11 protein-coding genes and 1 riboswitch are annotated in these 12,604 nt (G+C 59.8%); of the genes, 9 read left to right on the forward strand and 2 right to left on the reverse strand.

Annotation, left to right across the window (positions count from 1 at the left end):
• The first annotated feature begins 185 nt into the window (after positions 1-185).
• A riboswitch (cobalamin riboswitch) is annotated at positions 186-393 on the forward strand.
• Positions 394-554: 161 nt separating this feature from the next.
• Genes cobO through M6F29_RS10030 form a run of 6 tightly spaced genes read left to right on the forward strand, consistent with a single transcriptional unit; the run spans position 555 to position 6,604 of the window.
• Positions 555-1,163, forward strand: coding sequence for a cob(I)yrinic acid a,c-diamide adenosyltransferase (gene cobO, locus M6F29_RS10005; RefSeq protein ID WP_298159277.1), 609 nt, complete (start codon positions 555-557; stop codon positions 1,161-1,163).
• A 3-nt stretch (positions 1,164-1,166) separates the two neighbouring features.
• Positions 1,167-2,459: a cobyrinic acid a,c-diamide synthase CobB gene (locus M6F29_RS10010; RefSeq protein WP_298159280.1), complete on the forward strand. Its 1,293-nt coding sequence runs from the start codon at positions 1,167-1,169 to the stop codon at positions 2,457-2,459.
• Positions 2,456-3,160, forward strand: coding sequence for a 5,6-dimethylbenzimidazole synthase (bluB, locus tag M6F29_RS10015; protein ID WP_298159283.1), 705 nt, complete (start codon positions 2,456-2,458; stop codon positions 3,158-3,160). The genes M6F29_RS10010 and bluB overlap by 4 nt, the downstream gene beginning before the upstream one ends.
• Positions 3,161-3,163: 3 nt before the next feature.
• The gene (locus M6F29_RS10020) at positions 3,164-4,099 is read left to right on the forward strand and encodes a CobD/CbiB family cobalamin biosynthesis protein (RefSeq protein ID WP_298159285.1); all 936 of its coding nucleotides are present in this window, start codon (positions 3,164-3,166) and stop codon (positions 4,097-4,099) included.
• Positions 4,092-5,102 (forward strand): threonine-phosphate decarboxylase CobD, encoded by a 1,011-nt coding sequence (cobD, locus tag M6F29_RS10025; RefSeq protein WP_298159287.1) that lies wholly within the window; start codon positions 4,092-4,094, stop codon positions 5,100-5,102. The genes M6F29_RS10020 and cobD overlap by 8 nt, the downstream gene beginning before the upstream one ends.
• Positions 5,099-6,604 carry a cobyric acid synthase gene (locus M6F29_RS10030; protein ID WP_366525993.1) on the forward strand — a complete coding sequence of 502 codons (1,506 nt, stop codon included), beginning with the start codon at positions 5,099-5,101 and terminating at the stop codon, positions 6,602-6,604. Before cobD ends, M6F29_RS10030 begins: the two co-directional genes overlap by 4 nt.
• A 12-nt stretch (positions 6,605-6,616) precedes the next feature.
• On the opposite strand, the gene M6F29_RS10035 is transcribed toward M6F29_RS10030, so the two are convergent.
• Entirely contained in the window at positions 6,617-6,811 is a 195-nt protein-coding gene (locus tag M6F29_RS10035; protein ID WP_297478782.1) for a YgaP family membrane protein, read from the reverse strand.
• Positions 6,812-7,023: 212 nt separating this feature from the next.
• Between M6F29_RS10035 and M6F29_RS10040 the strand changes: the two genes are divergently transcribed.
• Both M6F29_RS10040 and M6F29_RS10045 read left to right on the forward strand, forming a co-directional pair.
• Entirely contained in the window at positions 7,024-7,215 is a 192-nt protein-coding gene (locus tag M6F29_RS10040; protein WP_298159295.1) for a hypothetical protein, read from the forward strand.
• Between the two features lie 231 nt (positions 7,216-7,446).
• On the forward strand, positions 7,447-9,918 hold the full coding sequence (locus tag M6F29_RS10045) for a sensor domain-containing protein (protein WP_298159298.1): 2,472 nt from the start codon (positions 7,447-7,449) through the stop codon (positions 9,916-9,918).
• Between the two features lie 3 nt (positions 9,919-9,921).
• On the opposite strand, the gene M6F29_RS10050 is transcribed toward M6F29_RS10045, so the two are convergent.
• The gene (locus M6F29_RS10050) at positions 9,922-11,442 is read right to left on the reverse strand and encodes an aldehyde dehydrogenase family protein (RefSeq protein WP_298159301.1); all 1,521 of its coding nucleotides are present in this window, start codon (positions 11,440-11,442) and stop codon (positions 9,922-9,924) included.
• A gap of 334 nt (positions 11,443-11,776) precedes the next feature.
• Here M6F29_RS10050 and M6F29_RS10055 point away from each other — a divergent pair, with 334 nt between their 5' ends.
• Positions 11,777-12,478 (forward strand): tyrosine-type recombinase/integrase, encoded by a 702-nt coding sequence (locus M6F29_RS10055; RefSeq protein WP_298159304.1) that lies wholly within the window; start codon positions 11,777-11,779, stop codon positions 12,476-12,478.
• Positions 12,479-12,604 lie beyond the last annotated feature (126 nt).

Below are 12,604 nucleotides of genomic sequence, written 5' to 3' on the forward strand. Positions count from 1 at the left end.
TCGTCGTCTTCAATCTCCATGACGACAATATACCACCCCCTGTTTATTTGTTACAGTAATTTCTTAACGACTCCTAATGTTCAAAACATGAATACAGATTATGAGAACGCCGCCCTCACGCCCTGTACCCGCCCACCATCTTATATCATCCCCCCACCCCATGCTACAATCCCCCCTGAAAATGTGATTGGTTTCACATTTGGGGTGCCCGAATCGTGAGTCCACGAAGAGGGTGAAACGGGAAACAGGTGCAAACCCTGTGCTGCCCCCGCAACGGTAAGTTTCGACGGCTTCACCCCCATGTCACTGGTCCTGTTGGTTGGCGCCGCAGAACCGGGAAGACGGTGAAGTGAGGAAACAAGCCCGGAGACCGGCCCCACGCACCAAGTCGCCAGATATCCTGGCGCATCGGAAATACTGCGGGGAGGCAGTGTTCATGCTGATGATGTCATTTCAACCGGCGGCTCATGGGGCTTTTCGTTCCCCGGCTTTTCCCTGCACGCTCGAGGGAGACTCTTCCCCGGACCGGGAATTTTTTTCCATGAGGCTTCCAAATGAGTGAAGAAAGCGAGCGTTCTCAGCGTCATACGGAACGCATGGCCCGAAAGAAAGCCGTGGTGGATGCCGCCATTGCCCGCGCCAGCGAACAGCGCGGGGTGTTTCTGGTCCTGACCGGGAACGGCAAGGGCAAGTCCAGTTCGGCCTTCGGCATGGTCGCCCGGGCTCTGGGCCATGGAATGACAGTGTCCGTGTTCCAGTTCATCAAGGGAAAAGGCGATACGGGCGAGCAGACCTTCTTCCAGCGCCAGCCAAACCTTCGATGGGAACAATGCGGAGAAGGCTTTACCTGGGAAACCCAGAGTCGGGAACGGGATATTGCCGCGGCTCGGGCAGGCTGGGACAAGGCACGCGCGGCCCTGAGCGACCCGGCCGTCCATCTGGTGGTCCTGGACGAAATGACCTATCTGTTCAAGTATGGATACCTGCCGCTGGAAGAAGTCCTGTCCGCCCTTGCTTCCCGACCGGCCCATCAGCATGTGGTGGTGACGGGGCGCGCGGCGCCTGATGCCCTGTGTGCGGCTGCGGACACGGTCAGCGAAATTGCCGACATCAAGCATGCCTTTCGTGCGGGCATCATGGCGCAACCGGGGATCGACCTCTAGGCCATGACCCGCGCCCTGTTCATTGCCGCACCCGCCTCCGGTCAAGGAAAAACCCTGATCACGGCCGCCCTGGCCTGGCACCACCGCCAGGCAGGGCAACGGGTACGGGTATTCAAAACCGGTCCGGATTTTCTGGATCCGATGATCCTGAGCGAGGCCAGCGGACATCCCGCAATCAACCTCGACCTCTTCATGATGGGAGAGGAAGAATGCCGTCAACAGGTGGCAGAAGCAGCCCAGGATGCCGACCTGATTCTGGTGGAAGGGGTCATGGGCCTGTTCGACGGCACCCCTTCCTCGGCGGACCTCGCCGCACTCCTCGGGCTTCCGGTGCTGATGGTCATGGATGCCTCGGCCATGGCCCAGACCTTTGGCGCCCTGGCCCTGGGGCTGAGCAACTATGACACACGTCTCGATTTTGTCGGCGTGCTGGCCAACCGTGTGGGGAGTCCCCGCCACGCCCGGTTGCTGGCTTCCAGTTTGCCCGACTCCCTCGCCTGGTGGGGTTCCATTTCGCGCGACCCTGCCCTGACCCTGCCGGAACGTCACCTCGGACTGGTACAAGCCGCCGAATTGCCTGACCTGGAAGCGCGCCTCGCCCACGCCGCCCTGGCTCTTCCCGAGACCTTGCGCTGCTTCGACGAGTTGCCTTCCATGACCTTCCCGTCCCCCACCCCGTCGGCTCCGCCCGAGCCCTGGCTGGATGGCCTGCGCGTTGCCATCGCCCGGGACCACGCCTTTTCCTTCCTGTATCCCGCCAACCTCGCGCTGCTGCGCACCCTGGGTGCGCAGTTATCCTTTTTTTCACCGCTGCAGGGAGACCGCCTGCCCCCCTGCGATGCGCTGTGGTTACCCGGCGGGTATCCTGAGTTACATCTGAAGTCTCTCGCCGCCCATGCCCACTGCATGACCGCCATCCGTCACCACCATGAGGCCGGCAAACCCATCCTGGCGGAGTGCGGTGGCATGACCTACCTGACGCAACGACTGATCTCGAAGGAAGGGGCCCAGGCCGACCTGGTGGGCCTCATTCCCGGCACGGCCACCGTTCAACCCCGCCTGGCTGGCCTGGGCCTGCAAACCCTGCAGACCCCTCAGGGAGAACTGCGCGGCCATACTTTTCATTACTCTCGCCTCGAGACGACGTTGCCGCCCACCACGCATGCCCGGAATGCCCAACAGGAGGAAGGAGAAGCGGTGTACTGCAAGAATGGCCTGACGGCCACCTATCTGCACAGTTATTTTCCTTCCAACCCACGCGCAGCCGCGCAATTTTTTCTGGGAAATGCCCTATGACTCCCGTCTCGCCCCCGTGTGAAGATACCCTTCCGGCCCACGCCTATACGCCGACCGAACGGGAAGCGCTCTGGCGTGCCCTGCGCGAACGTCGCGACATGCGTCATTTTTTGCCCGACCCATTGCCTGCCGGATTACTCGAACGTCTGGTGGAAGCCGCCCACCTCGCCCCCTCCGTGGGCTATATGCAGCCCTGGCGCTTCATTCGCATCACGGACCCTGCCCAGCGCCAGAACATCCGGCAACTGGTGGAAGCAGAACGCCTGGCCACGGCCCAGGCCCTGCCCTCCCGTACCGAGGATTTTCTGAAAGTGAAGGTAGAAGGTCTGAGGGAATGCGCCGAGGTTCTGGCGGTCGTGCTGATGCCCGAACGGGAACGACACCTGTTTGGGCGCCGCACCCTGCCCGACATGGATCTTGCCTCGGTGGGCTGCGCCATCCAGAACATGTGGCTGGCCGCCCGCGCGGAAGGCATCGGCCTGGGATGGGTCTCCTTCTTTGAGCCGGATGCCCTCGCCCAACTCCTGGCTTTGCCCCCCGGATCTCGCCCCGTCGCCCTGTTATGCATTGGACAGGTCCGCGAATTTTATGCGCGTCCCCTGCTGGAAAGCTCGGGTTGGGGACAACGTTTGCGCCTCGATGAAGTTCTCTTTGAAAACCACTGGCCCGCCGGCGTGGGGGGAACCCCTCCCGCGTATTGATCCATGATGCCCAATCTTCTGAGTCACCCCTCCTCCCTGATGGCAGGGGCTCTCGTTCTCGACGGTCTGCTGGGGGAGCCGAGGCGCTGGCATCCCCTGGTGGGGTTTGGCCGCTGGGCGGCGTGGGTGGAACGCCACACCTATGCCCCCAGCCGTGTGCGGGGCGTATTCACCCTGGCCATGACCCTTGCACCGCCCGTTGGCATCAGCCTGATCCTGAGCCATCTCGCCCATGGATGGGGCACTGCCTTCTCCCTTTGGGCACTCTACTTCGCCCTTGGCTTACGCAGTCTGCACGACCATGTTCGTCCCATTTGCCAGGCCCTCGACCGTCAGGACGAAAAGGCGGCGCGACAGGCCACGGCAGCCATCGTCAGCCGGGATGAAGCGACCCTGTCGATTCTTCCGGCCACTTGCGAATCGGTTCTGGAGAATGGGAACGATGGGGTCTTCGGGGCTCTGTTCTGGTTCTGGTTGGGCGGTGCGCCCGGGGTGATTCTCTACCGCCTGGCCAATACCCTGGATGCCACCTGGGGCTACAAGTCGATGCGTTATCGACACTTTGGCTGGGCAACGGCCCGTTTCGATGACCTCCTCAACTGGGCACCGGCCCGTCTCACCGCCTTTACCTACGCCGTGCTGGGCAAATTCCGTCATGCACTCGCCTGCTGGTCCCGACAAGCCCCCCGCTGGGACAGCCCCAACGCAGGACCGGTCATGGCTTCCGGTGCAGGAGCGTTGCGCATCCGGTTGGGCGGGTGGGCCTGCTATGGGGGGGAATGGCATGAACGCCCCCCGTTGGGCTGCGGACGCCCACCACAACGCGGCGACATCGACCGCAGTCTGGCGCTCGTGCGCCACGGCGCCATCCTCTGGGCCCTCCTGGCCATGGTCGTGACCTGGGTGCCCCCACTTTGGTCACTGTCGTCCCATGCTTGAACATGGCGGAGATCTGACTCTGGCGATTCAGCGCTTCGGGCGTCCCGCCGGGCGCTGGCTCGACCTGTCCACCGGGATCAACCCCCACGCCTGGCCGGTCCCTCCCGTTCCGGAGGAGCAGTGGCACGCCCTGCCGGGCGCGGACGATGGCCTGAAGAGCGCGGCCTGTCAGCATTTCGGATTCCCCCAGGGGTTGCCCGTTGCAGGGACGCAAGCCGCCCTGCAGATGCTCCCCACCCTGCGCCCCCGCAGTCGCGTCGCCATACAGCCCCTCACCTATGCCGAACACGCAGCCTGCTGGACCAGACAGGGCCATGAGGTCGTTCCCTGGAGTGCGGGACAGGATTTATCCTCCATCGATGTCCTGGTGGTGGTCAACCCCAACAATCCCACCGGCGAAGTGACCCCACTGCACAAGTTATGGGCCTGGCATGCCGAACTTGCGGCGCACGGAGGCTGGCTGATCGTGGATGAGGCCTTTATGGATGCAACGCCGACGGACAGCCTGCTCTCCACGCTTCCCGGGTTCGCCCGAAAGGAACTGCCGCCGGGTTTGATCGTGCTGCGCGGGCTGGGCAAATTTTTTGGCCTGGCAGGTGCCCGTGTCGGCTTTGTCGGCGCCTCCCCCTCACTGCTCGAGGTGCTGGAGGATGCGCTGGGTCCCTGGACGATTTCCGGCCCCTCCCGATGGCTGGCCATCCAGGCTTTGCGCGATGTTTCATGGCAGGAATCGATGAGGCATAAACTGATCCGGGAAAGTGAGCGCCTGCGTGAATTACTGACCCGCAGTCAGTTTCCACCCCAGGGAGGCACCGCACTGTTCCAATGGGTCATGGCCTCCCAGGCACAGCCCCTGCAGGACCATCTGGCCCATCAAGGCATCTGGGTGCGGCACTTCCCGAAAAATTACGGACTGCGCTTCGGACTGCCCGGAAACGAGTTGGCATGGCAACATCTGGCCAAGGGACTTTCAAGTTTCAAGCACGGAACCGGAATGTCATGACCCGTGCCCACTCCCTGATGATTCAGGGCACCACCTCCGATGCGGGCAAAAGTACGGTGGTTGCCGCGCTGGGACGCTGGCTGAAACGCCAGGGCGTTTCCGTGGCCCCTTTCAAGCCCCAGAACATGGCCCTCAACAGCGCCGTCACGGCGGCAGGAGGCGAAATCGGCAGGGCCCAGGAACTTCAGGCCCTCGCCTGCGGGATCCCTTCTCATGTCGACATGAACCCCGTTCTTCTCAAACCCGTCACCGATCAGGGCGCACAAGTCATTGTCCTGGGAAAAGTGGCGGCGCATTTGAAAGCGGGAGCCTACCAGAACTACAAGGCCGAACTTCTCCCCATCGTATTGGCGGCGCATGAACGTCTCGCACAGCAACATCGGGTGGTTCTGGTGGAGGGAGCGGGCTCCCCTGCAGAAATCAATCTCAGGGAAAATGACATCGCGAACATGGGGTTTGCCGAAGCCGCAGATTGCCCGGTCCTGTTGGTGGCCGACATCGACCGGGGCGGAGTCTTTGCCCACCTGATCGGAACCCTGGCCCTCCTCGCACCCGCGGAACGGGCACGCGTCAAAGGGTTCATCATCAACCGGTTCCGTGGCGACCTGACCCTCCTGAAGCCCGGTCTGGACTGGCTGGAACGGGAAACGGGATTGCCCGTCCTGGGGGTCCTCCCTTACCTGCCCGATCTCACCCTGGATGCAGAGGACGCCCTGCCCACATCGGAACGCGCCCGGGGTTCCGGAGGACGCATCATCGTCCCCGCCTTCCCGCGTATTTCCAATGCCACGGATTTTGACGCATTACGTCTGCTGCCGGACCTGAACCTGCATTTCATCGGGGCGGGGCAACCCTTTCCCGCAGCAGACCTGATCTGCCTGCCCGGTTCAAAAGCCGTGGCGGCGGATCTGGCCTGGTTCCGCGCCCAGGGTTGGGCATCGAAACTGCATCATCATCTGCGCTATGGAGGCAAAGTCATCGGGATCTGTGGTGGCCTTCAGATGCTGGGGAAAGCCCTTCACGACCCCCTGGGACTGGAAGGAAGCGCGGGGTCCAGCCCCGGCTTGGGTCTGCTGGATCTGGAAACCACCCTGGGCCCCCACAAGATCCTCCGTCACCGGACCGGATACTGTACCTGGGCACCCAGGGTTCCCGTAGAGGGATATGAAATTCACGCGGGCACCAGCCACGGCCCGGCATTGGAAAGACCCGCCTTCCTTCTGGGCGGAGACACTCCCCACGCGCCGGATCCCGCACCGAATCCCCCACACCTCGAAGGGGAGGGAACCCTCAGCGCGGACGGTCAACTCCTCGGCACTTACCTGCACGGACTGTTCGACCACCCCGATGCGCGACGGGCACTTCTGAACTGGGCAGGGCTGAATGCTCCGGAAACGGCGCCCAGTCGCCAGGAAAAGCGCCACAACGACCTGGAGCGCCTCGCCGACCTGATCGCCCTCCACTGCGACACCCATCGCCTCAATGCCCTGCTTGGAAGGTGAGAGTCCCTCGATTCAAGGTTTGGTGCAACAGGTCTTGATCCCAAGGAGGCGATAGGCCGGACACCAGCCAATGGCCCCCGTCAGGAGCGGAACCACCCCGATCCATCCCCATACGCCCACCGTATGCGTGGCAGCCAGGCCGATCAACACCAACCCTACCACGATCCGTAACACCCGATCCATTCCACCAACATTGCGATTGCACATAATCCCTCCCTTTCACGACAATCCACTATACACCCTTAACCGGCGGCCCCCCTCCCAACGGTAAAACTCCTCTGTGCGATCATCCAGCGAAGTTGGGAATGGCTACCGGGAAATTGACCCTGCGAATTAAGTCCGATTTAATCCTGCTGAAATAGAATGGACCGACAATATGAGATCCGTGCCCTGCAACGGCCGGAACCCAGGAGGCCACCGTGATTCCCGTTATTTTCAAACGCACCGCCCAGTCCAAAACTGCCCCCACTTCGAAAAATCCGTTGCGGCGAGGCACCCACCCCTCTCATCCTTCCCAAAAAATCAGCCTCCTGAGCCGATTTTCTTTCCTGTATCCCGTTGCACTGGGGGCCCTGTTTTATTTGACTCGCGCCCTGAACCACCTGTCCTGAACGCCAGCCCCGGAGACCCGCACCATCCACCATTTCGCCGTCCGTCCGTGCGCACTGCGCCCCCCACCGTGCCGGTGAAGTATCGATCCGCCTTCCTCTCCCTTTGACCGCCCGATCTTAAGAAGAATTCCTCAACCCTTCGAGGAACAGTCGGTTTGCGTCATTGATCTACTTCAAGGACAATGCGCTGCTCGCAAGGGTATACTGACCCGGCAGGCAGGAGCCTTTTACATGAATGATCGTTCAATCAGTGCGTCGGAAGGCAAGGAGCGGGAGGATGAACAGTACCTGCTCGATATTCTCAACGTCAGTCCCATTGCGGTGCGCATTGCCATCGATCAGGGTCGGCAGGTCGTTTTCCACAATCCCCGTTATGCCCAGTTGATTGATAATCCTGTCGCCCTGGGCGATGACCCCCAGCGCTACTACGAACACCCCGAAGAATACGAACACATCCTGAAAGAATTGGCACAAGGCCATAATGTCCTGAATCGGGAAATCAACCTGCTGATCCCCGGCCGGAAACAGGTCACCGTACTCGCCTCCTACATGCCCATCCGTTTTCATGATCAGAATGCCGTGCTGGGCTGGTTCTATGACATTTCCGAACTCAAGGCTTTCACCACCCAATTGGCGCACCGGGAGAAGGAGTTCCGCAGACTCATCGAGTACCTCCCTTACGGGATCCTGATCCACCAGGAGGGCAAGGTGTGTCTTGCCAACCAGAGAGCGGTGCAACTGTTCCATGCCGCTTCGGCCCAGGAACTGCTGGGCCTCCCCGTACTCGATCTGGTTCACCCCGACTATCGGGACATCGTCAGGGCACGGGCGACTGCGGCCATCGAGAAGGGGGCCGATAATCCGGTCATCGAAGAAAAGTTGCTCCACCGCGATGAAACGCCCTTCGACGCGGAAGTCGCCAACCTTGCCATCACCTTCAATGGTCGCCCCGGCTCCCTCGTCGTATTCAATGACATCACCGAACGAAAGCGCGTCGAAACCCAACTGCGCATTAATGCCTACGTCTTCGACACCAGTCTGGATGGCATTCTCATCACCGACTCCCAAAACCGCATTCTGGACGTCAATCCTTCCTTCGCCGCCATTACCGGATATTCCCGGGACGAGGTGGTGGGACACACGCCCAGTTTCCTGAAATCAGGCAAGCAGGATGACCAGTTCTACCAGAATCTCTGGACAACCCTTCAGGAAAAGGGAAACTGGCGCGGAGAACTGTGGAACCGCAAGAAATCCGGGGAAATCTACGCGGAACTTCTGTCCATCTCGCTGATCCGGGACGCACAGGGACAGGTACTGCACCATGTGGGGGTATTTACCGACATCACCAATTTCAAGAACCATGAAAAGGAACTGGAACGTATCGCCCATTATGACCCTCTGACGGGCTTGCCCAACCGGGTCCTGCTGGCCGACCGCATGCAGCAGGCTCTGGCCTTGTCATCCCGCTCCCAGCGTCTGTTGGTGGTGGGTTATCTGGATCTCGATGGCTTCAAACAGATCAATGATTCCCTCGGTCATGAGGTCGGTGATCAGGTCCTGATCGAAATGGCCCAGCGCATGAAAAATGTCCTGCGCGAGGGAGACACGGTCGCTCGCCTGGGCGGAGACGAGTTCGTGCTGCTGCTGACCGGTTACCGGGATGCGCAGGAATCCCTGACCACCCTGCAGCGCCTGTTGGCCCAGTTGGCGCTTCCAGTCCTTTTGGACGCGGGTGCCCCTCCCATCACCCTCAGCGCCAGTCTGGGCATTACAGTCTACCCCCTCGACCACAATGATCCCGATACCCTGTTGCGTCATGCCGATCAAGCCATGTACACCGCCAAACAGGCAGGCAAAAACCAGATCCAGATCTATGACCCCGAAATGGACGCCTTGCTGCGCCAGCAACAGGAGTTTCGCAAACGATTCCAGCATGCCCTGGAACACCACGAATTATTTCTTCTCTATCAACCCAAGGTAGATCTGGCCGATGGACAACTGCTGGGCGTGGAGGCCCTGATTCGCTGGAATCACCCCGAACGCGGCGTGCTCTCCCCCCAGGAATTTCTCCCGTACATCAACCAGACCCATCTCGATGGCCAAGTGGGCGAATGGGTCATTGCCCAGGCCTTCGCCCAGCTGCATCAATGGCAGGTCCTCGGCCGCGAAATCCCCATCAGCATCAATATTTCTCCCCACCACCTGGAACGCCCCGATTTCATCCATCACCTGACTCATCAGGTCTGGGCTCACCCCACCGTGCCCCCGCGTCTTCTGAATCTGGAAATTCTGGAAACACTCTCTCTGGACAATATTCAGGAAGTGGGGGAAATCATCCGCTCCTGCCGTAGCCTGGGCATTGGCGTCGCGCTGGATGACTTTGGCACGGGTTATTCCTCGCTGGCCTATCTGCGGCAGTTACCCGTGAGCGAACTGAAGATCGACCAAAGTTTTGTGCACGGGATGGTTTCCAAGGATACGGATCGGGCCATCATCCAGAGCATTCTTTCCCTGGCCAGCGCCTTTGATTGCCAGACCGTGGCCGAAGGCATCGAAAACCCTTCACAGTACCAATTGCTCCTTCAGTTGGGTTGTCAGGCCGGACAGGGCTATCACATTGCCTACCCCATGAAAGCCGACGAACTGATTCACTGGAACCCGGCGTTTCATCAACCGGACCGGCAAGCAAGCGCCTCCCTCTGAATTTTAAAAAATCCCCCATTTCTTTTCACCATAACTGGTCAGCACATTCTTGACCTGCTGGTAATGATTCAGCGCCATCTTGTGGGTTTCCCGCCCGATCCCCGATTCCTTGTACCCCCCGAAGGCGGCATGGGCCGGGTAGGCGTGGTAACAATTGATCCACACCCGCCCTGCCTTGATGGCCCGTCCCATCCGGTAGGCCCTGTTTCCGTTGCGCGTCCAAACCCCCGCCCCCAGCCCGTAGGGCGTGTCGTTGGCCAGCCGCAGCGCATCCGCCTCATCTTTGAAGGTGGTCACGGCCAGCACCGGGCCAAAGATTTCCTCCTGAAAGATTCGCATCCCGTTATGCCCGCGAAACAGGGTGGGGGCAATGTAATATCCTCCCGCCAGTTCGCCGGAAAACGTCACGGAATGCCCTCCAGCCAGGCATTCTGCCCCTTCCTGTCGCCCCAGATCCAGATAGGACAGAATCCGGGTCATCTGCTCCTCGGACGTTTGAGCCCCCACCATGGTGGAGGTATCGAGGGGATTACCCTGACGGATGGCCCTGACACGGGGCAGTACGCGCTCCATGAAGGGCTCGTAAATCGACTCATGAATCAGGGCGCGCGCAGGGCAACTACAGACTTCCCCCTGATTGAAGGCAAACAGGACCAGTCCCTCGATGGCCTTATCCAGATAATCATCATCCGCCTCCAGAACGTCGGAAAAAAAGAGGTTGGGCGATTTCCCCCCCAGTTCCAGCGTCGCCGGAATCAGGTGATCGGCCGCCGCCCGGGCAATGATCCGGCCCGTCGAGGTGGACCCCGTAAAAGCGATCCTGGCGATGCGCTGGCTGGTCGCCAGGGACAACCCCGCCTCATGGCCATATCCGTTGACCACATTGAGCACCCCAGGTGGAAGCAGATCGGCAATCAATTCCACCAGCACCAGAAGACTGACGGGCGTGGCCTCCGCCGGTTTCAACACCACGCAATTGCCTGCACCCAGCGCCGGGGCCAGTTTCCAGGCGGCCAACAGGATAGGGAAGTTACAGGGGATGATTTGCCCCACGACTCCCAGAGGTTCATGGAAATGGTAGGCCACGGTCTCCGGGTCGATTTGACTGATCCCTCCTTCCTGAGCCCTCACACAGCCCGCAAAATAACGGAACTGATCGATCGCCAGGGGAATGTCGGCACGGAGCGTTTCGCGCATGGGCTTGCCGTTATCCACGGTTTCCGCATACGCCAGAAGTTCGAGATTGGCTTCCATGCGATCGGCAATCCTGAGCAAAAGACCGGCCCTCTCGGCAGCGGGCATTCCCCCCCAGCGCGCAGCACGGGCATGGGCGGCATCCAGCGCCAATTCGATGTCTTCCGCCGTGGACCGGGCAGCGCGCGTGTAGACTTTGCCATTGATGGGAGTCCGCACCTCAAAATATTGCCCCTGTACCGGTGGAACCCACCGGCCCCCAATGAAATTGTCGTAGTAGGGCCGATATTGAATCTTGGCCCCAGGCTGCCCGGGGGGCGAGTAAATCATGGTAGCGGTCTCTCCTCGTCGACGAATTCCCTCACCGCCATCACTGTAGTATGAAAGCGGTACGTTCGGACAATAACAATAGGTTGGAATTGAACCGGTGGGGCTATGCCTGCTTTAGACCGACGAGAGACATAATTGCCTGAAACCAGCGACAGCACCCGACCCACTGCGGACCGTCAATCCAATAAAAATTCGCTAGCCTGAATGACTCTTGCTAACCCGCTGTTGAACGAAGCCGCTATCGCGGAGAATCCCCTCGACAAGTTGATTGAGCATCATAATTCATCCTCACCCCGAAAGGGATTTTTTGTACTTTACCAAGAGGATGAAGCCGATGACGCCACAAATTCCAGTTCATTTCGAACAAAACTATCAGCGACTGCTGAAGTGCCTGAGACTCGGCGGTTTGCAGCCTAAAACCATCAAGGTGTATGCAAACGGAGTATGTCGGGCGGGGGCGTATTTTGATTATCGGATTGATGAGTTGACCAAACTTCAGTTGACCGATTATTTCGCGCATATCGTTGATACGCTGTCGTGGAGTTCGCTCAAACACGCTCTGTACGGATTGAAGTTCTATTATGCCAAGGTGCTGAATAAACCTTGGCCGGGTTCGGATTTGGTCAAGCCGCCCAAGTCGCACACGCTGCCGGACATTATTACTGTGCCGCAGGCGCAACAGATTTTTATGGCCACGCGGGTGTTGAGTTACCGGGTATTTTTCTTCACCCTTTACAGTCTGGGTTTGCGATTGGGTGAAGGGCTGAGTTTGCAGGTCGGCGATATTGATGGAGATCGGATGCGGGTGCAGATTCGTAACGCCAAGGGCAATCGTGACAGATTTGTTCCATTGCCGGAGAACACCTTGCAGGTATTGCGTCGTTTCTGGCAGACGCACCGCAACCCTGTGTTGCTCTTCCCCAATCGACAGGGCGGGCTCGAGAAATCACATCTGGCCACCACCCCGTTGGATCGTGGCGGCATTCGGGCCACCTTGCGCCAAGTCACCCACGATTGTGGTTTTAAAAAAGACTGAACTTTAGACATACGGCTCTCCCAACCTTTCCGGATTTTTCCTGGTGGCGGGGGTGGGCCGAACACAAAAACAGGACGATTCGACCATGACAGACGGGAGGTTGTATGCCTCAACACTGCAATCGTT

The sequence above is a fragment of the Ferrovum sp. genome (assembly GCF_027317285.1).
GTDB lineage: Bacteria > Pseudomonadota > Gammaproteobacteria > Burkholderiales > Ferrovaceae > Ferrovum.

Coding starts and splice junctions, on each gene's coding strand:
- cobO (WP_298159277.1), top strand. CDS start 555: ATGAGTGAAGAAAGCGAGCGTTCTCAGCGTCATACGGAACGCATGGCC.
- M6F29_RS10010 (WP_298159280.1), top strand. CDS start 1,167: ATGACCCGCGCCCTGTTCATTGCCGCACCCGCCTCCGGTCAAGGAAAA.
- bluB (WP_298159283.1), top strand. CDS start 2,456: ATGACTCCCGTCTCGCCCCCGTGTGAAGATACCCTTCCGGCCCACGCC.
- M6F29_RS10020 (WP_298159285.1), top strand. CDS start 3,164: ATGATGCCCAATCTTCTGAGTCACCCCTCCTCCCTGATGGCAGGGGCT.
- cobD (WP_298159287.1), top strand. CDS start 4,092: ATGCTTGAACATGGCGGAGATCTGACTCTGGCGATTCAGCGCTTCGGG.
- M6F29_RS10030 (WP_366525993.1), top strand. CDS start 5,099: ATGACCCGTGCCCACTCCCTGATGATTCAGGGCACCACCTCCGATGCG.
- M6F29_RS10035 (WP_297478782.1), bottom strand. CDS start 6,811: ATGTGCAATCGCAATGTTGGTGGAATGGATCGGGTGTTACGGATCGTG.
- M6F29_RS10045 (WP_298159298.1), top strand. CDS start 7,447: ATGAATGATCGTTCAATCAGTGCGTCGGAAGGCAAGGAGCGGGAGGAT.
- M6F29_RS10050 (WP_298159301.1), bottom strand. CDS start 11,442: ATGATTTACTCGCCCCCCGGGCAGCCTGGGGCCAAGATTCAATATCGG.
- M6F29_RS10055 (WP_298159304.1), top strand. CDS start 11,777: ATGACGCCACAAATTCCAGTTCATTTCGAACAAAACTATCAGCGACTG.